Source organism: Thermoanaerobacter thermocopriae JCM 7501 (assembly GCF_001310975.1).
GTDB classification, from domain to species: Bacteria; Bacillota; Thermoanaerobacteria; order Thermoanaerobacterales; family Thermoanaerobacteraceae; genus Thermoanaerobacter; species Thermoanaerobacter thermocopriae.
Window position 1 is genome coordinate 1 of sequence record NZ_BAZY01000036.1, and the last position, 19,593, is coordinate 19,593.

General features: G+C 36.4%; 31 protein-coding genes and 8 pseudogenes. All 39 read left to right on the plus strand.

The genetic code is table 11. From position 1 onward, the window contains the following. Window positions 1-188 precede the first annotated feature (188 nt). Complete coding sequence (gene rpsJ, locus JCM7501_RS10855; protein WP_012995914.1) at window positions 189-497, plus strand: 30S ribosomal protein S10; 309 nt, start codon at window positions 189-191, stop codon at window positions 495-497. A 58-nt stretch (window positions 498-555) separates the two neighbouring features. Next, window positions 556-1,188, plus strand: coding sequence for a 50S ribosomal protein L3 (rplC, locus tag JCM7501_RS10860; protein ID WP_012995913.1), 633 nt, complete (start codon window positions 556-558; stop codon window positions 1,186-1,188). A 17-nt stretch (window positions 1,189-1,205) separates the two neighbouring features. Then, window positions 1,206-1,826, plus strand: a complete 621-nt coding sequence (gene rplD, locus JCM7501_RS10865; RefSeq protein WP_012995912.1) for a 50S ribosomal protein L4 — start codon at window positions 1,206-1,208, stop codon at window positions 1,824-1,826. Next, window positions 1,826-2,119: a 50S ribosomal protein L23 gene (rplW, locus tag JCM7501_RS10870; RefSeq protein WP_012995911.1), complete on the plus strand. Its 294-nt coding sequence runs from the start codon at window positions 1,826-1,828 to the stop codon at window positions 2,117-2,119. The genes rplD and rplW overlap by 1 nt, the downstream gene beginning before the upstream one ends. 23 nt (window positions 2,120-2,142) lie before the next feature. Further along, a complete protein-coding gene (rplB, locus tag JCM7501_RS10875; RefSeq protein ID WP_012995908.1) occupies window positions 2,143-2,970 on the plus strand; it encodes a 50S ribosomal protein L2 in 828 nt (275 codons plus the stop codon). Window positions 2,971-2,992: 22 nt separating this feature from the next. Then, the gene (gene rpsS, locus JCM7501_RS10880; RefSeq protein ID WP_003868564.1) at window positions 2,993-3,274 is read left to right on the plus strand and encodes a 30S ribosomal protein S19; all 282 of its coding nucleotides are present in this window, start codon (window positions 2,993-2,995) and stop codon (window positions 3,272-3,274) included. Between the two features lie 17 nt (window positions 3,275-3,291). Beyond that, entirely contained in the window at window positions 3,292-3,627 is a 336-nt protein-coding gene (gene rplV, locus JCM7501_RS10885) for a 50S ribosomal protein L22 (RefSeq protein WP_013150805.1), read from the plus strand. Between the two features lie 13 nt (window positions 3,628-3,640). Continuing rightward, the gene (rpsC, locus tag JCM7501_RS10890) at window positions 3,641-4,306 is read left to right on the plus strand and encodes a 30S ribosomal protein S3 (RefSeq protein WP_013150804.1); all 666 of its coding nucleotides are present in this window, start codon (window positions 3,641-3,643) and stop codon (window positions 4,304-4,306) included. A gap of 3 nt (window positions 4,307-4,309) precedes the next feature. Then, entirely contained in the window at window positions 4,310-4,744 is a 435-nt protein-coding gene (rplP, locus tag JCM7501_RS10895; protein WP_012995905.1) for a 50S ribosomal protein L16, read from the plus strand. Beyond that, complete coding sequence (gene rpmC, locus JCM7501_RS10900) at window positions 4,734-4,943, plus strand: 50S ribosomal protein L29 (RefSeq protein WP_028991965.1); 210 nt, start codon at window positions 4,734-4,736, stop codon at window positions 4,941-4,943. Before rplP ends, rpmC begins: the two co-directional genes overlap by 11 nt. 17 nt (window positions 4,944-4,960) lie before the next feature. Next, window positions 4,961-5,215: a 30S ribosomal protein S17 gene (gene rpsQ / locus JCM7501_RS10905; protein WP_012995903.1), complete on the plus strand. Its 255-nt coding sequence runs from the start codon at window positions 4,961-4,963 to the stop codon at window positions 5,213-5,215. Window positions 5,216-5,236: 21 nt separating this feature from the next. Further along, on the plus strand, window positions 5,237-5,605 hold the full coding sequence (rplN, locus tag JCM7501_RS10910; RefSeq protein ID WP_012995902.1) for a 50S ribosomal protein L14: 369 nt from the start codon (window positions 5,237-5,239) through the stop codon (window positions 5,603-5,605). A 12-nt stretch (window positions 5,606-5,617) separates the two neighbouring features. Beyond that, a complete protein-coding gene (rplX, locus tag JCM7501_RS10915) occupies window positions 5,618-5,941 on the plus strand; it encodes a 50S ribosomal protein L24 (protein WP_012995901.1) in 324 nt (107 codons plus the stop codon). Between the two features lie 24 nt (window positions 5,942-5,965). Next, complete coding sequence (gene rplE / locus JCM7501_RS10920; RefSeq protein WP_028991964.1) at window positions 5,966-6,505, plus strand: 50S ribosomal protein L5; 540 nt, start codon at window positions 5,966-5,968, stop codon at window positions 6,503-6,505. A gap of 16 nt (window positions 6,506-6,521) precedes the next feature. Then, window positions 6,522-6,705, plus strand: a pseudogene (locus JCM7501_RS10925) (type Z 30S ribosomal protein S14). A gap of 18 nt (window positions 6,706-6,723) precedes the next feature. Then, window positions 6,724-7,122, plus strand: coding sequence for a 30S ribosomal protein S8 (gene rpsH, locus JCM7501_RS10930; RefSeq protein ID WP_012995898.1), 399 nt, complete (start codon window positions 6,724-6,726; stop codon window positions 7,120-7,122). Between the two features lie 22 nt (window positions 7,123-7,144). Next, a pseudogene (rplF, locus tag JCM7501_RS10935) lies at window positions 7,145-7,686 on the plus strand (50S ribosomal protein L6). 11 nt (window positions 7,687-7,697) lie between these two features. Further along, window positions 7,698-8,063 (plus strand): 50S ribosomal protein L18, encoded by a 366-nt coding sequence (rplR, locus tag JCM7501_RS10940; protein WP_028991963.1) that lies wholly within the window; start codon window positions 7,698-7,700, stop codon window positions 8,061-8,063. Window positions 8,064-8,079: 16 nt separating this feature from the next. Next, window positions 8,080-8,583: a 30S ribosomal protein S5 gene (gene rpsE / locus JCM7501_RS10945; protein ID WP_012995895.1), complete on the plus strand. Its 504-nt coding sequence runs from the start codon at window positions 8,080-8,082 to the stop codon at window positions 8,581-8,583. 29 nt (window positions 8,584-8,612) lie between these two features. Next, window positions 8,613-9,055 (plus strand): annotated as a pseudogene (gene rplO / locus JCM7501_RS10950) (50S ribosomal protein L15). Window position 9,056: 1 nt separating this feature from the next. Further along, window positions 9,057-10,313, plus strand: coding sequence for a preprotein translocase subunit SecY (secY, locus tag JCM7501_RS10955; RefSeq protein ID WP_028991962.1), 1,257 nt, complete (start codon window positions 9,057-9,059; stop codon window positions 10,311-10,313). A 17-nt stretch (window positions 10,314-10,330) separates the two neighbouring features. Then, window positions 10,331-10,983: pseudogene (locus JCM7501_RS10960) on the plus strand (adenylate kinase). After that, complete coding sequence (gene map, locus JCM7501_RS10965) at window positions 10,980-11,726, plus strand: type I methionyl aminopeptidase (RefSeq protein WP_028991960.1); 747 nt, start codon at window positions 10,980-10,982, stop codon at window positions 11,724-11,726. The pseudogene JCM7501_RS10960 and the gene map overlap by 4 nt, the downstream one beginning before the upstream one ends. Window positions 11,727-11,741: 15 nt before the next feature. Then, window positions 11,742-11,993 (plus strand): annotated as a pseudogene (locus JCM7501_RS10970) (RNA-binding protein); the annotation flags it as partial. 38 nt (window positions 11,994-12,031) lie between these two features. Further along, the gene (infA, locus tag JCM7501_RS10975; RefSeq protein WP_028991959.1) at window positions 12,032-12,250 is read left to right on the plus strand and encodes a translation initiation factor IF-1; all 219 of its coding nucleotides are present in this window, start codon (window positions 12,032-12,034) and stop codon (window positions 12,248-12,250) included. A 16-nt stretch (window positions 12,251-12,266) separates the two neighbouring features. After that, a complete protein-coding gene (rpmJ, locus tag JCM7501_RS10980) occupies window positions 12,267-12,380 on the plus strand; it encodes a 50S ribosomal protein L36 (protein ID WP_002509257.1) in 114 nt (37 codons plus the stop codon). 11 nt (window positions 12,381-12,391) lie between these two features. Next, complete coding sequence (rpsM, locus tag JCM7501_RS10985) at window positions 12,392-12,760, plus strand: 30S ribosomal protein S13 (protein ID WP_003868584.1); 369 nt, start codon at window positions 12,392-12,394, stop codon at window positions 12,758-12,760. Between the two features lie 19 nt (window positions 12,761-12,779). Continuing rightward, window positions 12,780-13,172 (plus strand): 30S ribosomal protein S11, encoded by a 393-nt coding sequence (gene rpsK / locus JCM7501_RS10990; protein WP_012995889.1) that lies wholly within the window; start codon window positions 12,780-12,782, stop codon window positions 13,170-13,172. A gap of 12 nt (window positions 13,173-13,184) precedes the next feature. Next, window positions 13,185-13,805 (plus strand): 30S ribosomal protein S4, encoded by a 621-nt coding sequence (gene rpsD / locus JCM7501_RS10995; RefSeq protein WP_012995888.1) that lies wholly within the window; start codon window positions 13,185-13,187, stop codon window positions 13,803-13,805. Window positions 13,806-13,853: 48 nt separating this feature from the next. Continuing rightward, window positions 13,854-14,379, plus strand: a pseudogene (locus JCM7501_RS16300) (DNA-directed RNA polymerase subunit alpha). A 116-nt stretch (window positions 14,380-14,495) separates the two neighbouring features. Beyond that, window positions 14,496-14,798 (plus strand): DNA-directed RNA polymerase subunit alpha C-terminal domain-containing protein, encoded by a 303-nt coding sequence (locus JCM7501_RS16305; protein WP_457921092.1) that lies wholly within the window; start codon window positions 14,496-14,498, stop codon window positions 14,796-14,798. A gap of 13 nt (window positions 14,799-14,811) precedes the next feature. Further along, window positions 14,812-15,150 carry a 50S ribosomal protein L17 gene (gene rplQ, locus JCM7501_RS11005; protein WP_013150796.1) on the plus strand — a complete coding sequence of 113 codons (339 nt, stop codon included), beginning with the start codon at window positions 14,812-14,814 and terminating at the stop codon, window positions 15,148-15,150. 82 nt (window positions 15,151-15,232) lie between these two features. After that, on the plus strand, window positions 15,233-16,066 hold the full coding sequence (locus JCM7501_RS11010; RefSeq protein WP_028991958.1) for an energy-coupling factor transporter ATPase: 834 nt from the start codon (window positions 15,233-15,235) through the stop codon (window positions 16,064-16,066). Continuing rightward, entirely contained in the window at window positions 16,057-16,917 is an 861-nt protein-coding gene (locus JCM7501_RS11015; protein WP_013150795.1) for an energy-coupling factor transporter ATPase, read from the plus strand. Before JCM7501_RS11010 ends, JCM7501_RS11015 begins: the two co-directional genes overlap by 10 nt. Continuing rightward, on the plus strand, window positions 16,910-17,071 hold the full coding sequence (locus tag JCM7501_RS15240) for a hypothetical protein (protein WP_256201418.1): 162 nt from the start codon (window positions 16,910-16,912) through the stop codon (window positions 17,069-17,071). Before JCM7501_RS11015 ends, JCM7501_RS15240 begins: the two co-directional genes overlap by 8 nt. Continuing rightward, window positions 17,068-17,714: pseudogene (locus JCM7501_RS11020) on the plus strand (energy-coupling factor transporter transmembrane component T family protein). Before JCM7501_RS15240 ends, JCM7501_RS11020 begins: the two are co-directional and overlap by 4 nt. Window positions 17,715-17,716: 2 nt before the next feature. Further along, window positions 17,717-18,450 (plus strand): annotated as a pseudogene (gene truA, locus JCM7501_RS11025) (tRNA pseudouridine(38-40) synthase TruA). Window positions 18,451-18,538: 88 nt separating this feature from the next. Next, window positions 18,539-18,970, plus strand: a complete 432-nt coding sequence (gene rplM / locus JCM7501_RS11030; protein ID WP_013150792.1) for a 50S ribosomal protein L13 — start codon at window positions 18,539-18,541, stop codon at window positions 18,968-18,970. Window positions 18,971-18,985: 15 nt separating this feature from the next. Continuing rightward, window positions 18,986-19,378, plus strand: a complete 393-nt coding sequence (gene rpsI / locus JCM7501_RS11035; protein ID WP_012995881.1) for a 30S ribosomal protein S9 — start codon at window positions 18,986-18,988, stop codon at window positions 19,376-19,378. Window positions 19,379-19,593 lie beyond the last annotated feature (215 nt).

Here is a 19,593-nt window from a genome sequence, read left to right on the forward strand (position 1 = left end):
AGTATTAATTTTGTGCTAATAGCAGTTGCTATTAGCACAAAATATTGATATGTCAACTCTTGCAATGATTGAGAACTTGAGATAAAATATTAAAGCTGGTCTATAGCTAAGTTTTTTTTTGACAATAAAACGCCTGGATATGTGGATATATAAATAGTGATGAGGATTGATAAAAGGAGGGAAATATAATGCCCAAGCAAAAAATTCGCATACGCCTAAAAGCTTTTGACCATGCTATTTTGGATCAATCGGCTCAAAAGATAGTGGAAACTGCAAAGAGAACAGGTGCAGAGGTTTCGGGACCTATTCCATTGCCGACAGAAAGAGATATCATAACTATCTTGAGAGCTCCTCACAAATATAAAGATTCAAGAGAACAATTTGAGATAAGAACTCATAAGAGATTGATTGATATTTTAAACCCAACTCCTAAGACAGTAGATGCTCTTATGAGATTAGATTTGCCATCTGGTGTAGATATTGAAATAAAACTGTAAAATAATAAAGAAATTAAGACGCAAAAGCGTCCGCTGATTTCAGGAGGTGGATAGAATAATGAAAAAAGGTATTTTAGGAAGAAAGCATGGGATGACACAAATATTTGATGAAAAAGGAGAAGTTATTCCAGTAACTGTGATTGAGGCTGGGCCTTGTGTCGTTGTTCAGAAAAAAACTACAGAAACTGATGGATACAACGCTATTCAAGTGGGTTTTGGGGATGTTAAAGAGAAAAGACTCACAAAACCTTTAATAGGGCATTTCAAAAAGGCAGGAGTGCCTTTTAAGAGGTATTTAAGAGAGTTTAGGCTAGATGACGTAAGTGGATATGAAGTAGGCAGCGAAATAAAGGTAGATATTTTTAAACCAGGTGATAGGGTAGATGTAACAGGTATTTCAAAAGGTAAAGGCTTTGCAGGTGTTGTAAAAAGGTATGGTGCCAGTAGAGGACCTATGTCTCACGGTTCCAAATACCATAGAAGAGTAGGTTCAATGGGTGCTACGACAGACCCAGGAAGAACTTTTAAGGGTAAAATAATGCCTGGGCATATGGGACATAAAAGAGTGACTATACAAAACCTAGAAGTTGTAAAAGTTGACCCTGAATTAAATTTATTATTAGTAAAAGGATCAGTGCCAGGACCTAAAGGCTCCTTGCTCATTATAAAAGATTCGGTAAAGAGCAAGTGATGAAAGGAGGAAGAAAGATGGCTAAGGTAGCGGTGTACAACGTAAAAGGGGAACAAGTAGGAGAAATAGAGCTGAAAGATTCAGTTTTTGGCGTACCTGTAAATGTCCCTGTTATGCATCAAGCAGTGTTAAACTATTTGGCAAATCAAAGACAGGGCACCCATTCAACCAAAACCCGCGGCGAGGTTCGTGGTGGTGGAAGAAAGCCTTGGAGGCAAAAAGGGACAGGAAGAGCGCGTCAAGGAAGTATAAGAGCTCCTCAATGGATTAAAGGTGGCGTTGTTTTTGGGCCAAAACCCAGGGATTACAGTTATAAGCTGCCTAAAAAAGTAAAAAGATTAGCTTTAAAATCTGCTCTTTCATCCAAAGTCAGGGATAATGAGATAATTGTTTTGGATGAATTTAAATTGGACCAACCAAAGACTAAAAAGGTCGTGGAGCTTCTTAAGAATTTTAATGTTGACAGTGCTTTAATAGTAGTACCTGAAGGTGAGAAGAACGTAGAACTTTCGACAAGAAATATACCGGGTGTAAAAACTTTATATGCTAATTATCTCAATACCTATGATGTCTTAAAGTATGACAAATTTATCATAACAAAAGATGCCGTGGGTATAGTCGAGGAGGTGTACGACTAATGGAGGCACGGGACATTATAATACGCCCAGTAATAACTGAAAAAAGTATGCGCCTCATGGGAGAGAGAAAATATACTTTTATTGTGGATAAAAGGGCAAATAAAATTCAGATAAAGAAAGCTGTAGAAGACATATTTGGGGTTAAAGTGGAAAAAGTATATACAATGAATTACAAAGGAAAACCAAAGAGAATGGGAAAATATGAAGGAAGGACAAAAGCTTACAAAAAAGCAATAGTGAAGCTTACTCCAGACAGCAAAGGTATCGAATTCTTCGAAGGAATGCAGGTGTAATTTTAGGTTAAGGAGGGAAAGCAATGGGAATAAAATCTTTTAAGCCGACATCTCCCGGCAGACGTCAAATGACAGTATTGACTTTTGAGGAAATTACCAAAGATAAGCCAGAGAAATCATTAGTTGTTAGTTTAACTAAATCAGGTGGAAGAAATGTTTATGGAAGGATTACTGTTAGACATCGCGGGGGCGGACATAAGAGGAAATATAGGATTATAGATTTTAAAAGAGATAAGGACGGAGTACCAGGAAAAGTAGCTGCTATTGAGTACGATCCAAACAGGACAGCTTATATTGCACTTATTCATTATTTAGATGGAGAAAAAAGATATATCATTGCTCCTTATGGCTTAAAAGTGGGAGATATAATTGAATCTGGAGAAAATGTAGACATTAAGGTAGGAAATGCTTTACCTTTGAGAAATATTCCTGTAGGTACAGTGGTCCACAATATTGAACTTACGCCTGGAAAAGGTGGACAGTTAGTGAGAGCGGCAGGCACAGCTGCGCAGATTATGGCTAAAGAAGGAGATTATGTACAAATTAGGATGCCTTCAGGAGAGATTAGATTGATAAGAGCAGACTGTCGTGCAACCATTGGACAAGTGTCGAATATAGATCATGAAAATGTAAAAATAGGAAAAGCAGGTAGATCAAGATGGCTTGGTAGAAGACCAAGTGTTAGAGGTTCGGCTATGAATCCTGTAGACCATCCACATGGTGGTGGTGAAGGTAAAGCACCTATTGGGCATCCAGGTCCACTTACACCATGGGGCAAGCCTGCATTAGGCTATAAGACACGTAAGAAAGGTAAAGCTTCGGATAAATTTATTATAAGAAGGCGCAAATAATTAGTGAAAGGAGGTCAAAGTCTTGAGTAGATCCGTAAAAAAAGGTCCATATGTTGATCCAAAACTTCTAAAAAAGATTGTTGAAATGAATAAAAAGAATGAGAAAAAAGTGATCAAGACATGGTCAAGAAGTTCAACTATTGTTCCAGAAATGGTTGGACATACCATAGCTGTTCATGACGGTAGAAAACATGTACCTGTTTATATAACTGAAGCGATGGTAGGGCACAAGCTAGGGGAATTTGCTCCTACTCGAACCTTCCACGGCCATGCTGATACTGAAAAAACTTCCAAAGTTAAATAGGCAAAGGAGGAGATAACGTGGAGGCAAGGGCAATCGCCAGATATGTAAGAATTTCGCCTCGAAAGGTTAGATTAGTACTTAACCTAATTCGTGGCAAACATGTAGATGAAGCCTTGACAATTTTAAGGTTTACTCCCAAAAGAGCCTCAGGAATAGTCGCTAAGGTTCTTAAATCAGCCATTGCTAATGCTGAGAATAACCATGGAATGAACAGAGATAATCTGTATGTAGCAAAGGCTGTGGCAGACGAAGGCCCTACAATGAAGAGAATTTTCCCAAGAGCGAGGGGAAGAGCAGATATTATGAGAAAGAGAACCAGTCATATAACAATAGTCGTGAAGGAAAGAGAATAAAGGAGGGATATGCGTGGGCCAAAAGGTACATCCATATGGACTTAGAGTTGGAGTTACACAAGATTGGCTAGCTAAATGGTATGCGGATGACAAAAATTTTTCAAAATTCTTAATAGAAGATATTAAAATAAGAAACTATATAAAAGAAAAACTGTATGCGGCTGGGATTTCCAAAATAGTTATTGAAAGAGCTTCCAATAGAATAAAAATAGATATCCATGCTGCAAAACCTGGAATGGTAATTGGCAAAGGTGGTGCAGGCATTGATAAATTAAGAGAAGAATTAGAAAAAATGACCAACAAGACGATTATCCTTAATATTGTAGAAGTTAAAACTCCTGAACTTAGTGCACAGCTGGTAGCTGAGAATGTTGCAGCTCAAATTGAAAAGAGGATATCTTATAGAAGGGCTATGAAACAAGCAATAGCAAGAGCGATGAAATTAGGCGCAAAAGGTATCAAAATTGCTTGTTCGGGTAGACTTGCTGGTGCGGAAATTGCTCGTACTGAACGGTATCATGAAGGCGTTGTACCACTTCAGACCTTAAGAGCGGATATTGACTATGGCTTTGCAGAGGCAAATACTACTTATGGGAAAATAGGAGTAAAAGTTTGGATAAATAAAGGAGAGATATTGCCACAGCCTAAAAAGCAGGTAACCGCGGAAGGAGGTAATTAAAACATGTTAATGCCAAAAAGAGTAAAATACAGAAAACAGCAACGGGGCAGAATAAAAGGAAATGCTACTCGTGGTAATACCTTGACATACGGAGAATATGGGTTGCAAGCGCTGGAACCCGGTTGGATTACAGCCACCCAAATTGAGGCAGCAAGGGTTGCAATGACGAGGTTTATAAAAAGAGGCGGGAAAGTGTGGATAAAAATTTTCCCTGATAAACCAGTTACTAAAAAACCTGCTGAAACTCGTATGGGTTCAGGTAAAGGGTCACCAGAATTCTGGGTAGCAGTTGTAAAGCCTGGAAGAGTTCTTTTTGAAATAGGTGGAGTGTCAGAAGATATTGCGAAAGAGGCTTTAAGGCTTGCGATGCATAAACTGCCTATAAAGACAAAGTTTTTAAAACGTCAAGAATTGGGTGGTGAAGATAATGAAAGCTAAGGAAATAAGAGAACTTACCAATGAGGAATTACTTCAAAAGCTTTCGGAGTTAAAAACAGAGCTTTTTAATTTGAGATTTCAACTGGCAACCGGCCAATTAGATAACCCTATGAGGATAAGGGATGTAAGAAAGACAATTGCGAGAATAAAGACAATTTTAAGAGAGCGGGAATTAGGTATTAGGCAAAATAATGCATAAGGAAGGAGGGTACTGAGTTGGAAAGAGGCCACAGAAAAGTTAGAATTGGAACAGTAGTAAGCAATAAAATGCAAAAAACTATTGTAGTTGCTGTAGAAGACAGAGTAAGACATCCTCTTTATGGGAAGACAATAAAAAGAACTAAAAAATTTAAAGTGCACGATGAAAATAATATATGCAATGTTGGAGATGTAGTAAAAATAATGGAAACAAGACCGCTTAGTAAAGAGAAAAGATGGAGATTAGTTGAAATAGTTAAGAAGGCTGAATAATTTGAAAGGAGGTAAATTCTAATGATTCAACCTCAAACACGTTTGAAAGTTGCAGATAACACGGGCGCAAAAGAAATTATGTGCATTCGCTTATTAGGTGGTTCAAATAGGAAGTTTTCTAATGTAGGAGATGTAATAGTTGCTTCTGTAAAAAGTGCAACACCCGGTGGTGTTGTAAAAAAAGGTGAAGTTGTTAAAGCTGTAATTGTAAGGACAAAGAAAGGGATTGCTCGGAAAGATGGTACTTATATAAGATTTGACGATAATGCTGCGGTTATTATACGAGATGATAAACAACCAAGAGGTACTCGTATTTTTGGACCAGTAGCAAGAGAATTAAGAGAAAAAGACTTTATGAAAATTATATCTTTGGCTCCTGAAGTGCTTTAAGGAGGGTTGTAAATGGCACAGAATAAATTGCACGTAAAAAAAGGAGATATGGTTGTTGTAATTTCGGGTAAAGACAAAGGGAAAAAAGGTAAAGTATTACAGGCATTTCCTAAGGAAGGCAAAGTAATTGTAGAAGGCGTAAATATTGTTACAAAACACAAGAAATCGACAAATCCACAAAAACCGGGTGGAATAATTCACCAAGAAGCACCAATATACAGTTCTAAGGTTATGCTTTATTGTGAAAATTGTGGAAGAGGAGTTCGCTATGGGGTTAAAGTCCTTGAAAATGGTGAAAAAGTACGTTACTGCAAGAGGTGCAATGAAACGCTATAATTTATAAAAGGAAGGAGGCTCATTATGTCAAGGCTGAGAGAAAAATACCAAAAAGAAGTTGTACCAGCGCTCATGGAACGTTTTGGATATAAAAATATAATGCAAGTTCCTAAACTTGAAAAAGTTGTTATAAATATAGGAGTGGGAGAAGCAAAAGAAAATCCCAAGGCGCTGGAAGCAGCTGTCCAAGATTTAACAATGATTGCAGGACAAAAGCCAGTTAGTACAAGAGCGAAAAGGTCAATTTCTAATTTTAAGATTCGTAAAGGAATGCCGATTGGAGTAAAAGTTACTTTGCGCGGCGAAAGAATGTATGAATTTTTGGATAAACTTTTCAATATAGCTTTACCTCGTGTAAGAGACTTTAAAGGAGTTTCTCCTAATTCTTTCGATGGAAGAGGGAATTATGCTTTAGGAATAAAAGAACAATTGATTTTTCCCGAAATTGACTACGATAAGATAGACAAGATAAGAGGAATGGATATAATTATTGTTACAACCGCAAAAACTGATGAAGAAGCAAAAGGATTATTAGAACTTTTAGGTATGCCATTTGCAAAGTAAAGGAGGGTAAAATTATATGGCGAGAAAGGCTTTGATAGTAAAGCAGCAAAAGCCTCAAAAATACAAAACGAGAGAATATAATAGGTGTAAAATTTGTGGCAGGCCTCGTGCATATTTAAGAAAATTTGGGATGTGTCGTATATGCTTTAGAAAATATGCCATCAAGGGATGATACCAGCGTTAAAAAAGCAAGTTGGTGAAAGAGGGGAGGTAGTACGATGGTAATGACAGATCCTATAGCAGATATGCTGACCCGAATAAGAAATGCGAATATTGCAAGACATGAAACAGTAGAAATACCTGCTTCAAAGATGAAAAAGGCTATTGCAGAGATTATGTTGAAAGAAGGGTTTATAAAATCAGTAGAAGAAATAGACGATGGAAAAGGTGGTATTCTCAAATTAACTTTGAAATATGGTCCTAATAAGGAAAGAGTTATATCTGGGTTGAAAAGAATAAGTAAACCTGGTTTGAGAGTATATGCTAAACACGACGAATTACCGCGGGTATTAGGAGGTTTAGGAATAGCGATTATATCAACTTCAAAAGGCATAATGACAGATAAAGAAGCAAGGAAAGCAGGAGTTGGAGGAGAAGTCATTTGCTACATTTGGTGATTCTAATAAGGAGGTGTGGACAGTGTCAAGAATAGGAAGATTACCAATAGAGATACCAAAAGGGGTAGAAGTCAAAGTAACTCCTGACAATGTAGTTACCGTAAAAGGTGCAAAAGGCACTTTAGAAAGAAGTTTCCTCCGATTGTAAATGTAGAAGTAAAAGATAATCAAGTAATTGTAACACGAAAAGGCGACGACAAAGAAGAAAAAGCAATGCATGGAACTACGAGAGCAATAATTGCAAATATGATAAAAGGCGTGACTGAAGGATTCGAGAAGGTTTTGGAAATTGTAGGAATTGGATATCGTGCTGCAAAACAAGGGAAGAAGTTAGTATTGAATGTGGGGTATTCTCATCCGGTAGAAATAGAAGAGGAACCTGGAATTGAGATTATTGTGGAAGGAAATAATAAGATAATTGTAAGAGGTGCAGACAAGGAAAAAGTAGGTCAGGTTGCTGCAAATATCAGAAGAGTTCGTGAACCTGATGCTTATCAAGGCAAAGGCATAAGATATGCAGACGAAGTTGTAAGATTAAAAGAAGGTAAAACTGGTAAGAAGTAAGGGGTGAGATAATGATTAAAAAACCAAATAGGAATGAATTAAGAAAAAGACGCCATTTGAGGATAAGAAAGAAGGTTTTTGGTACACCAGAAAGACCACGTCTTAATGTGTTTAAAAGTCTAAAACATATTTATGCGCAAATTATAGACGATACTAAAGGGCATACTCTTGTTCATGCTTCTACGCTAGATCCTGAGCTTAGAAGCATTGCAAAAGGAGCAAATAAGCAGTCTGCTAAATTGGTAGGAGAGTTGATTGCAAAGAGAGCTTTAGAAAAAGGCATAAAGGATGTTGTATTTGACAGGGGTGGATATATTTATCATGGGGTAGTAAAAGAATTGGCAGACGCTGCACGACAAGCAGGATTGAATTTCTAAACAAGGAGGGAATTGAATGGCTCGAGTTGATTGGACGAAGTTGGATTTAAAAGAAAGAGTTGTTAGCATAAACCGTGTTGCAAAAGTTGTAAAGGGCGGAAGAAATTTTAGATTTAGTGTTACAGTTGTAGTAGGTGATGCAGAAAAGGGATATGTAGGAGTAGGAAGGGGTAAAGCTGCAGAAATCCCAGATGCAATTAGAAAAGCTATAGAAGATGCAAAAAAACACTTAATTAAAGTTCCGATTGTTGGAACTACTATTCCTCATGAAGTCATAGGGGAATTTGGTGCGGGAAAAGTACTATTAAAACCTGCTAAAGAAGGTACAGGTGTTATTGCGGGGGGACCTGTTCGCGCAGTGTTGGAATCTGCAGGTATAAAAGACGTTTTGACAAAATCACTCGGTTCTTCCAATGCAACTAACATGGTTTATGCGACAATGGAAGGATTAAAAAGATTGAGAACAGCTGAAGATGTGGCAAGACTACGTGGAATTCCTGTAAGCCAATTATTTGAATAAATATAAAGAGCGATTGAGGAGGTGCGAAGATGAGACTGCACGATTTAAAACCTGCTGAGGGAGCAAGACGGGAGAAAAAAAGAGTAGGAAGAGGAATAGGTTCTGGACATGGTAAAACTTCATGTAGGGCCAAAAGGGACAAAAAGCAAGAAGTGGTGGTGGAGTGCGTCCAGGCTTTGAAGGAGGTCAAATGCCCCTTACTAGAAGAATTCCAAAAAGAGGTTTTACTAACATATTCAAAAAAGAATATGCAATTGTTAATGTTGGAACTTTAGAAGAAAGATTTGAGGAGGGAGCGGTAATTACTCCTGAAGTTTTAATAGAAAGTGGTATAATTAAAGATGTAAAGGATGGGGTTAAAATATTAGGGGACGGAGATTTAAACAAAAAGTTTACTGTTAAAGCTCACAAATTTAGCCAGAGCGCCATTGAAAAAATTCAAGCCGTTGGAGGAAAGGCAGAGGTGATATAAATTGTTTCAAACCCTTGTCAATGCTTGGAAGGTTGATGATATAAGGAAAAGAATACTTTATACTGTAGTTATGTTAGTAATCTTTAGATTGGGGTCTCATATCCCCGTGCCAGGAATTGACTCAAAGGTGATTGCTAATATACTTGGCCAAGGACAATTGTTTGGATTTTTTGATATAATATCAGGTGGTGCTTTTAGTAGCTTTACCATTTTTGCGATGAGCATTACACCTTACATCAATGCATCAATTATAATGCAACTTTTAACAATAGCAATTCCCTCTCTTGAACAAATGGCAAAAGAAGGGGAAGAGGGAAGGAAGAAAATTGCTCAGTATACCAGATATTTAACAGTGGTGCTTGCCTTGATACAAGCTATAGGAATGACAATTGGGCTAAGGAAGGCAGTTATCAATCCTACATTTTTTAACTTGACGGTTATTGTTATAACTTTGACGGCAGGTACTGCTTTTCTGATGTGGTTGGGTGAAAGAATTACGGAAAATGGAATAGGCAACGGGAGTTCATTGATAATTTTTGCTGGGATAATTTCTAGGATTCCTAACATGATATATATGACAGCTGAATATGTTCGTGCGGGTACTGCTAATATTTTTGGTGCTATTGCTTTTGTAGTTGCAGAGCTTCTAATGATAGTGTTAATAATTTTAGCTACAGAAGGCCAAAGAAGAATTCCTGTGCAATATGCAAAAAGGGTTGTTGGAAGAAAAGTTTATGGTGGGCAAAGTACTCACATTCCTATAAGAATAAACATGGCAGGGGTTATTCCTATTATATTTGCTCTTTCACTGTTACAATTTCCACAACAATTAGCTACCTTTTTTCCACGGTCGTCATTTTATAACTTTGTACAAAGGTGGCTAAGCACAAGTGGGCTAATATACAATATTTTAGATATATTATTGATAATTGGATTTACTTATTTCTACACAGCAGTAATATTTAATCCGGTAGAGATTTCAGATAACTTAAAAAAATATGGGGGGTTTATTCCTGGCATAAGACCAGGTAGACCGACTACTGAATATCTTACAAAGATATTGAACAGAGTTACTTTTGTAGGGGCGTTATTCTTGGCATTTATTGCTACAATGCCAGTAATTTTAATGAGGATAACTGGATTGCAGCTTTATTTTGGAGGCACGGCTCTTTTAATTGCAGTTGGTGTAGCGCTTGATACTATGAAACAAGTAGAAGGGCACCTTATCATGAGGAATTATCAAGGATTTTTGAAGTAATAAAGGGGGGAGAATTTATGAAAATAATACTTTTAGGACCCCCAGGGGCAGGTAAGGGAACGCAAGCTAAAAAAATTGCTAAGGAGTTTGACATTCCTCACATTTCGACGGGAGATATTTTTAGACAAAATTTGAGAGAAAATACCGACTTAGGAAAACTAGCAAAAGAATACATGGACAAAGGCTTATTGGTCCCCGATGAGGTTACAAATAAAATAGTAGAAAATAGATTAGAAAAAAATGACTGCCAAAAAGGGTTTTTGTTGGATGGTTACCCTAGAAATGTTGAACAGGCTGAGGAATTAGATAGTTTTTACAAGGCAAAGGCATTTATCTGGATTGTGTATTAAATATTGAAGTTGAGAAAGAAGCTTTAATTGAAAGAATAACAGGCAGGAGAGTATGTCCTAATTGCGGCGCGACTTATCACATAAAGACTTTTCCTCCTGCAGTTGACAATGTGTGTGACAAATGTGGTGCACAACTTATACAACGTTCAGACGATAAATTAGAATCAGTTGTAAAAAGGCTAGAAGTTTATGAAAGTCAAACTAAGCCTTTGATTGAGCATTATACAAAGAAAGGCATTTTAGTGAATATAGATGGGAATAAATCAGTCGAAGAAGTATTTGAAGATATAAAAAAGGTTTTGGGAGACAGAGGCAAATGATATATATCAAATCTGAAAATGAAATTGATTTAATGAGAACAGCTGGTAAGGTAATAGCAAATCTCTTTGAAGTTTTGGAAAAGGCAATTAAGCCTGGAGTGACGACGTTAGAACTTGATAGAATTGCAGAAGAGTTTATAATAAAAAATGGTTGTAAACCTGCCTTCAAAGGGTTGTATGGCTTCCCTGCTAGTATTTGTACTTCAATAAATGAAGAAGTAGTTCATGGAATACCAAGTTTAAGAAAACTTAAAGAAGGCGATATTATAGGTATAGACCTAGGGGCTAGCTATAAAGGATACAATGCAGATGCAGCAAGGACTTTCTCCGTTGGGGAAATATCAGAGGAAGCACAAAAATTGATTGAGGTCACAAAGAATAGCTTTTTTGAGGGTATAAAGTATGCAAAAGAAGGGAATAGGCTATCTGATATTTCTCATGCAATACAGACTTATGTAGAGAGTTACGGTTTTTCCGTAGTAAGAGAATATGTAGGCCATGGCATAGGTTTAAAAATGCATGAAGACCCTCAGGTTCCCAATTTTGGCCCTCCCGGTAGAGGACCCAGATTAAAAAAAGGAATGTGTCTTGCTATAGAACCAATGGTAAATACGGGACATTATATAGTAAAGACACTAGAAAATAATTGGACAGTAGTCACCGCTGATGGTGGTTTATCTGCCCATTACGAAAATACTATTGTTATTACGGAGGGAGAACCTGAAATACTGACCATTTTATAAGAGGTGAGTTTTTTGATGGACGACTGGCAAATTGGTCAGGTAGTACGGAGCAAAGCAGGTCGTGATAAAGGTAGAGTTTTTGTTATTGTAGGAAAATTTGATGACCAACATGTTTTTGTAGCCGATGGGGACCTTCGAACAATAGAAAAACCTAAGAAAAAAAAGTTTAAACATCTTCAGCGGTATAATGACGTAATTTGGCAGATTAAAGAAAAAATCTTAAATGGCGATAAATTAACTAATGAAGAAATTAGAAAATTTTTAGAGCTTATAAATCCTAAGTCGATGAGGAGGGATGGATACCCTTGGCAAAGGATGATGTTATTGAAGTGGAAGGTACAGTGATAGAGGCTTTACCAAATGCCATGTTTCAAGTACAATTAGACAATGGGCATAAAGTATTAGCCCATGTATCAGGAAAATTGAGAATGAACTTTATACGAATACTTCCAGGAGACAGGGTGACGGTAGAATTGTCTCCTTATGACTTGACTCGTGGAAGAATAGTATGGCGTGGAAAGTAATAAGGAGGTATTGAAAATGAAGGTAAGACCATCTGTAAAACCTATTTGCGAAAAATGTAAAGTTATAAAGAGAAAAGGCAAAGTTATGGTAATTTGTGAAAATCCAAAGCATAAACAAAAACAAGGCTAGGAGGTGTAAAAATGGCGAGAATAGCAGGCGTTGATTTACCAAGAGATAAACGAGTTGAGATAGCTTTGACATATATCTATGGAATTGGTCGCTCTCGCTCAAATGAAATACTTGCCAAAGCAGGTGTCAATCCGGATACAAGAGTCAAGGATTTGACAGAAGAAGAAGTTTCAAGACTTAGAGAGATAATTGATAAAGAATACAAAGTTGAAGGCGATTTAAGAAAAGAAGTTGCCATGAACATCAAAAGGTTAATGGATATAGGATGCTACAGAGGAATAAGGCATAAAAGAGGTTTACCTGTAAGGGGTCAAAGGACTAGGACCAATGCTAGAACGAGGAAAGGTCCAAGAAAAACTGTTGCTAAGAAGAAGAAGTAATTAATAAGGAGGGGAAATAATGGCTAAAAGAGTAAAAAGAACTGGCAGAAAACGCGAGAAAAAACACGTAGAAAGAGGAATAGCCCATATTCATTCTACGTTTAATAATACTATTGTGACTATAACGGATCCTGCTGGAAATACAATTTCTTGGGCGAGCGCTGGTACAATAGGTTTTAAAGGTTCAAGAAAATCAACTCCATTTGCAGCTCAAATGGCGGCAGAATCAGCTGCAAAATCTGCAATGGAGCATGGCATGAAAACTGTGGATGTATATGTAAAAGGTCCTGGTGCAGGTAGAGAAGCAGCGATAAGGGCTTTACAGGCTGCTGGACTTGAGGTAAGTTTAATAAAAGATGTAACTCCAATTCCTCACAATGGATGCAGACCACCTAAGAGGAGAAGAGTATAAGGAGGTGCGATTATGGGAAGATACTTAGGACCAAGTTGCAGATTGTGCAGAAGAGAAGGTATGAAATTATATTTAAAAGGAGATAAATGTTATACAGACAAATGTCCTGTTGTAAGAAGAGGATATGCACCAGGGCAACATGGGCAAGAAAGGAAAAAACTTACTAGCTATGGCATACAACTAAGAGAAAAACAAAAACTCAAAAGATACTATGGCCTTTTAGAGAGACAGTTTGAAAGGTTCTATGAAAAAGCAGAAAGAATGAAAGGAATTACAGGTGAAAACTTATTGCAACTTTTAGAAAGACGTCTTGACAATGTGGTATACAGATTAGGTTTTGCAGTTTCTAGGCGACAAGCGAGGCAATTGGTAAGCCATGGCCATATAGAGGTCAATGGCAAGAAAGTTGATATACCATCTTTTTTAGTAAAACCAGGGGATGTAATATCTGTGAGGGAAAAAAGCCGTTCAATGGAATTGATAAAGAACAATTTAGAAGCTGCGAGGAACGTACCTGACTGGCTAGAACTTAATAAAGATGCTTTTGAAGGTAGAGTGGTTTCATTGCCGAGAAGAGAACATATAGATCTGCCTATACAAGAGCACTTGATTGTTGAGTTGTATTCTAAGTAATGATTATAATCGGTTACCCTCATAAAACAGTTAAAAGGAGGGTTTATAGTGTTTGAAATAATTGAACCAAAAATAGAGATTGTTGAGCAGGCGGAAGATGGGACGTATGGAAAGTTTGTAGTAGAGCCTTTAGAAAGGGGTTATGGCATAACGCTTGGAAATTCTTTAAGAAGAGTACTTTTGTCCTCTCTTCCTGGTGCTGCTCCTAAATCTGTAAAGATAGATGGAGTATTACATGAATTTTCAACCCTACCAGGAGTTAAAGAGGATGTGGTAGAAATTATACTTAACCTTAAAGAAATCGCAGTTAAATTGCATTCAGACGAACCGTGGTAGGCGCATAGATGTAGAAGGAAAAGGAGAAGTAACAGCAGGTCATATAAAAGGTAGTGCCGATATAGAGATTTTAAACCCTGACCATCATATAGCTACTTTAAGTGACGATGGCAAACTCCATATGGAGATTGTGTTTGTTAAAGGAAAGGGTTATGTGCCTTCAGATAAAAACAAAGAACCTAACCAACCGATAGGTGTCATTCCAGTTGATTCTATTTTTACACCAGTAAAAAAGTAAGCTACAATGTAGAAAATACTCGTGTAGGCAATGTTACAGACTATGATAAACTTACTTTGGAAGTATGGACAAATGGAACTATTACACCTAAAGAAGCTATTAGTATGGCTTCTGACATGTTGATTAGGTACTTTCAGAAATTTATATCTTTTAGTGGCGAATACAAAAGTTCGGATATTTTTGTGGACAAACCTGACAAAAAAATCGAAAAACCTCTTGATATGACGATTGAAGAGTTAGACTTATCTGTAAGGTCCTATAATTGCTTAAAGAGAGCTGGAATAAATACAGTACAGGAGCTTACTCAAAAGACAGAAGAAGAGATGATGAAAGTTAGAAATTTAGGGAAAAAATCTTTAGAAGAGGTTAAACAAAAACTCCAAGCATTAGGACTTAGCTTAAAGAAGGCAGACGAATAAAGGAGGGTTGAAGGTGGGTTACAGAAAATTAGGTCGTCCTTCAGACCAGAGGAGAGCTATGCTTAGAAATTTAGTTACAGACTTTTTGAAATATGGCAGAATAACTACAACAGAGGCACGAGCAAAAGAAGTTCGCAGAATTTCGGAAAAAATGATAACACTTGGCAAAAGAGGCGATTTACACGCAAGAAGGCAAGCTTTAGCTTATATCTTAGATGAAAGTGTAGTAAAGAAGTTATTTGACGAAATAGCACCGAAATATAAAGACAGACAAGGTGGTTACACAAGAATTTTAAAGCTTGGGCCTCGCAGAGGAGATGGCGCACCATTAGTAATTATTGAATTAGTGTAAGCAATCGAAGGGGTTAAGTTTGGTGCTGCAACTTAATCCCTATTTTCATAGAAAGAGTTTAATTTAAAAGAAGGTGTCCCTAATGGAACACATAATAACAACACAAAATTTATCTTTTGAATATCATACAGAAGAACAAACTCGACACCTAGTTTTAAAGGATATAAATTTACAGTTTAAAAAAGGACAGTTCATAGGTATAATTGGCCATAATGGGTCAGGTAAATCAACACTTGCCAAACATTTTAATGCACTTTTAGTGCCGACAGAGGGAAAAGTGTATGTAAAGGGAATGGACACGAAAGATGCAAAGCATTTATGGGACATAAGACAGTCTGCTGGGCTTGTTTTCCAAAATCCAGATAATCAAATAGTGGCGGCTATAGTTGAGGAGGATGTAGCTTTTGGCCCAGAAAATTTAGGTATATCCCCTGATGAGATAAAAGAAAGAGTTGAATATGCTCTTAAAGCGGTAGGTATGTGGGAATACAAAGATTATCCTCCCCACATGCTTTCAGGCGGCCAAAAGCAAAGAGTTGCTATTGCTGGGATAATTGCAATGAAACCGGAGTGCATAATTTTGGACGAACCAACAGCAATGCTTGACCCAATAGGAAGAAAGGAAGTAATTTCTACTATAAAAAAACTCAACAAAGAAGAGGAAATTACTGTAATACTCATAACACATTTTATGGAGGAAGTAGTAGATGCAGATAGAGTTATTGTAATGGATGATGGAAAGGTAGTGTTAGATGGTACTCCTAAAGAGGTATTTAAAGAAGTTGAGCTTTTAAAAAAGATTGGCCTCAGTGTGCCCCAAGTTACAGAGTTGGCATACCAATTGAAGAGAGAAGGCTTTGACGTCCCTCTAGACATTTTAACAGTAGAAGAAATGGTGGAGTTTTTATGCCGATAAAGGTAGAAAATTTAAGTTTTGTGTATAATGAAGGTACGCCATATGCTACTGTTGCTTTAAATAATGTTACTTTTGAAATCCAAGATGAAGAGTTTGTGGGAATTATCGGGCACACAGGGTCGGGTAAATCTACGTTAATACAACATTTGAATGGGCTTTTAAAACCTACTTCAGGGAAAATATATATAAATGGAGTAGATATAACAGATAAAAAAGTTAGTTTGAAAGATGTACGAAAAGAAGTAGGGTTAGTTTTTCAATATCCTGAATATCAACTTTTTGAAGAAACTATTTTTAAAGATATCGCCTTTGGTCCTGCTAATTTGGGACTTAGCGAAGAAGAAATTGAAAAAAGAGTATATGAAGCAATGGATATTGTTGGAATCAGTAGAGAATTAGCAGATAAATCCCCTTTTGAAGTATCAGGTGGGCAAAAACGTAGGATTGCGATAGCAGGAATATTGGCTATGAAACCCAAAATTTTGATACTAGATGAACCTACTGCAGGTCTTGATCCAAAAGGGAAAGAAGAGATTTTAAACAAAATTAAAGAAATTCATGATAAATATAAGATGATAACAATTTTGGTATCCCATAGCATGGAAGATATAGCTAGATTTGCAGATAAAATAATTGTAATGAACAAAGGAAGAATAGAAGTTATTGGGACTCCAAGGGAAGTATTTAGAGAAGCTGAAAAATTAGAAAAGATAGGATTAGGAGTACCACAAATAACTTCTCTCGCAAGAGAATTACAAAAAAAAGGAATAGCAATTCCAGAAGATATATTAACAATTGAAGAAGCAAAGGAATATATAATTCGTTATCTCAGGGGGATTAAAAATGTTTAGAAATATAACTATTGGTCAATATATTCCTGGTGATTCAGCAGTTCACAAATTGGATCCGAGGATTAAAATAATTATCTCTTTTATATTTATAGTGGCCATATTCTTCATAAATAAACTTTCGGGCTACCTTTTTGCAGGTTTTATCTTTATTTGATAATAGCAATTTCAAAAATACCTTTCAATTATATTTTAAAAGGCTTAAGACCAATAATTATAATTCTTTTGTTGACAGTGAGTTTAAATATGTTTTTTACCCCTGGGGGAACGATATTATATACTTTAGGACCTTTGGAGATTACTACTAATGGGCTGCGTTTAGCTATTTTTATGGGATTAAGACTTATATTTTTGATTATCGGTACTTCACTACTTACTTTAACTACTTCTCCTATCTCTTTAACAGACGGAATAGAGCATATTTTAAAACCCTTTAGCCGAATAGGGGTACCAGCTCATGAATTAGCAATGATGATGACCATTGCTTTAAGATTTATACCTACATTAATAGAAGAAGCAGAGAAAATTATGAAAGCTCAAATAGCGAGAGGCGCTGATTTTGAAAGTGGCAATATAGTAAAAAGGGCAAAAGGCTAGTGCCTCTTTTAGTACCGTTATTTATTAGTGCTTTCCGAAGAGCTGACGAATTAGCAATTGCTATGGAATCTCGGTGCTACAAAGGCGGGCAAAACAGAACTCGAATGAAACAACTTAAAATCCAACAACGAGATTATGAAGCTTTAGTTGTAACTTTGACAATGGTATTACTAATTATATGGAATAGAAGCTGGACGTGGTAAAAGTGAGAAACATAATGATTGTAGTACAATATGACGGGACCAATTATCATGGTTGGCAATACCAAAAGAATGCAATAACAGTCCAGGAAGTATTGCAAAAAGCAATAAAGAAAGTAACAGGAGAAGAAGTTAATTTAATTGGGGCAAGTAGAACTGATACGGGTGTCCATGCTCTATACCAAGTAGCTAACTTTAAAACTAATACTAAAATACCTGCAGAAAAACTGCCCTACGCTCTAAACAGTGTATTACCCGACGATATAGTAATTACACAAGCAAAAGATGTTGAAGATTCTTTTCACGCCCGATATAGTGCAAAAAGGAAAAGATATAAATACCTCATTCTCAATAGGAAATTTCGAATGCCTACAATGAGGAATTATTGCTGGCATATAAGCTATCCTTTAAATGTAGAAAAAATGAAAAAAGCAGCGACTTACTTAATTGGCACTCATGATTTTTCTGCTTTTAAAGCTTCAGGAAGTAGTAAGACAAGTACAATAAGAACAGTGTATGACTTAATTATCGAAAAAAATGAAGATTTATCAACATTGAAATAGAAGCCGATGGTTTTTTGTATAATATGGTGCGAATAATTGTAGGGACACTGTCTTATGTTGGCCTTGGCAAAATAGGGGAAAATGAAGTTTATAACATTTTAGCATCGAAAGACAGGACAAAAGCGGGCATAACTGCTCCTCCTCAAGGATTGTATTTAATAAAAATTATCTATTGACAGTTACAGTACTCTGGATTAAAATAATATTATGCGAAATTGTGCCCTGTGTTGGAAATTTACCATGGATAAGGAGGTTATATAAAAAATGAAATCATATATGGCTAAACCTAAAGATGTCGAGAGAAAATGGTTTGTTATAGATGCTGAAGGTAAAGTTCTAGGAAGGTTAGCAAGCCAAATCGCTAAAATACTAATGGGTAAGCATAAACCAACTTATACACCTCATATAGATACAGGAGATTTTGTAATAGTTTTGAATGCTGACAAAATTGTGTTGACAGGCAATAAATTAGAAGATAAATATTACAAATATTATACAGGATATCCAGGAGGATTAAAAGAGGTTCAATATAAAAAGTTAATGCAGACAAAACCTGAGTTTGTGATATACCATGCTGTAAAAGGCATGTTGCCTAAAAATAGACTTGGACGCAGAATGATTAAAAGATTGAAAGTATATAGAGGCTCTGAGCATAAACATCAAGCTCAAAAGCCCGAAAAATTAGATATAGAATGAAGGGAGGATATTATTATGGCAACAGTACAATATTACGGAACAGGAAGAAGAAAAGAAGCTGTAGCGAGAGTAAGGCTTATGCCTGGAAAGGGAAATATAGTAATTAATAATAGACCTTTGGATGAGTATTTTCCATTGGATACTTTAAAGTATACTGTTAAACAACCTTTAGTTTTAACAGAAACAATAGACAAATTTGATGTGTACGCAAAAGTATCCGGAGGAGGACTTACAGGTCAAGCAGGAGCAGTAAGACTTGGTGTTGCTCGTGCATTAGTAAAAGCTGATAGTGAGTTGAAGCCTATTTTAAAGAAAGCCGGATTCTTGACGAGAGACCCAAGAATGAAAGAAAGGAGAAAATATGGTCTTAAAAAAGCAAGAAAAGCTCCACAATTTTCAAAGAGATAAAAGAGCCTTGGGCTCTTTTTTATTATATACAAGAAAAAAGGGATAATAGTAATACAAAGAATTACTTAGTATTCTAAAGATATTAAAAGAAAAGAGCTGATATTTTAATGAAAAAGGGTAAAATAGCATTATACACTACTTGAGTCTATTAAAGAATCGTGGTATATTATATTTCGTCGCTACTAAACCGACAAAGCCGAAAATAGAAGAAGGGA

What these genes read in the sequence shown, in the direction of transcription:
- rpsJ (WP_012995914.1), top strand. Translation starts at nt 189, where the DNA reads ATGCCCAAGCAAAAAATTCGCATACGCCTAAAAGCTTTTGACCATGCT.
- rplC (WP_012995913.1), top strand. Translation starts at nt 556, where the DNA reads ATGAAAAAAGGTATTTTAGGAAGAAAGCATGGGATGACACAAATATTT.
- rplD (WP_012995912.1), top strand. Translation starts at nt 1,206, where the DNA reads ATGGCTAAGGTAGCGGTGTACAACGTAAAAGGGGAACAAGTAGGAGAA.
- rplW (WP_012995911.1), top strand. Translation starts at nt 1,826, where the DNA reads ATGGAGGCACGGGACATTATAATACGCCCAGTAATAACTGAAAAAAGT.
- rplB (WP_012995908.1), top strand. Translation starts at nt 2,143, where the DNA reads ATGGGAATAAAATCTTTTAAGCCGACATCTCCCGGCAGACGTCAAATG.
- rplP (WP_012995905.1), top strand. Translation starts at nt 4,310, where the DNA reads ATGTTAATGCCAAAAAGAGTAAAATACAGAAAACAGCAACGGGGCAGA.
- rpmC (WP_028991965.1), top strand. Translation starts at nt 4,734, where the DNA reads ATGAAAGCTAAGGAAATAAGAGAACTTACCAATGAGGAATTACTTCAA.
- rplN (WP_012995902.1), top strand. Translation starts at nt 5,237, where the DNA reads ATGATTCAACCTCAAACACGTTTGAAAGTTGCAGATAACACGGGCGCA.
- rplX (WP_012995901.1), top strand. Translation starts at nt 5,618, where the DNA reads ATGGCACAGAATAAATTGCACGTAAAAAAAGGAGATATGGTTGTTGTA.
- rplE (WP_028991964.1), top strand. Translation starts at nt 5,966, where the DNA reads ATGTCAAGGCTGAGAGAAAAATACCAAAAAGAAGTTGTACCAGCGCTC.
- rpsH (WP_012995898.1), top strand. Translation starts at nt 6,724, where the DNA reads ATGGTAATGACAGATCCTATAGCAGATATGCTGACCCGAATAAGAAAT.
- rplR (WP_028991963.1), top strand. Translation starts at nt 7,698, where the DNA reads ATGATTAAAAAACCAAATAGGAATGAATTAAGAAAAAGACGCCATTTG.
- rpsE (WP_012995895.1), top strand. Translation starts at nt 8,080, where the DNA reads ATGGCTCGAGTTGATTGGACGAAGTTGGATTTAAAAGAAAGAGTTGTT.
- map (WP_028991960.1), top strand. Translation starts at nt 10,980, where the DNA reads ATGATATATATCAAATCTGAAAATGAAATTGATTTAATGAGAACAGCT.
- rpmJ (WP_002509257.1), top strand. Translation starts at nt 12,267, where the DNA reads ATGAAGGTAAGACCATCTGTAAAACCTATTTGCGAAAAATGTAAAGTT.
- rpsM (WP_003868584.1), top strand. Translation starts at nt 12,392, where the DNA reads ATGGCGAGAATAGCAGGCGTTGATTTACCAAGAGATAAACGAGTTGAG.
- rpsK (WP_012995889.1), top strand. Translation starts at nt 12,780, where the DNA reads ATGGCTAAAAGAGTAAAAAGAACTGGCAGAAAACGCGAGAAAAAACAC.
- rpsD (WP_012995888.1), top strand. Translation starts at nt 13,185, where the DNA reads ATGGGAAGATACTTAGGACCAAGTTGCAGATTGTGCAGAAGAGAAGGT.
- JCM7501_RS16305 (WP_457921092.1), top strand. Translation starts at nt 14,496, where the DNA reads ATGTTGATTAGGTACTTTCAGAAATTTATATCTTTTAGTGGCGAATAC.
- JCM7501_RS11010 (WP_028991958.1), top strand. Translation starts at nt 15,233, where the DNA reads ATGGAACACATAATAACAACACAAAATTTATCTTTTGAATATCATACA.
- JCM7501_RS11015 (WP_013150795.1), top strand. Translation starts at nt 16,057, where the DNA reads ATGCCGATAAAGGTAGAAAATTTAAGTTTTGTGTATAATGAAGGTACG.
- JCM7501_RS15240 (WP_256201418.1), top strand. Translation starts at nt 16,910, where the DNA reads ATGTTTAGAAATATAACTATTGGTCAATATATTCCTGGTGATTCAGCA.
- rplM (WP_013150792.1), top strand. Translation starts at nt 18,539, where the DNA reads ATGAAATCATATATGGCTAAACCTAAAGATGTCGAGAGAAAATGGTTT.
- rpsI (WP_012995881.1), top strand. Translation starts at nt 18,986, where the DNA reads ATGGCAACAGTACAATATTACGGAACAGGAAGAAGAAAAGAAGCTGTA.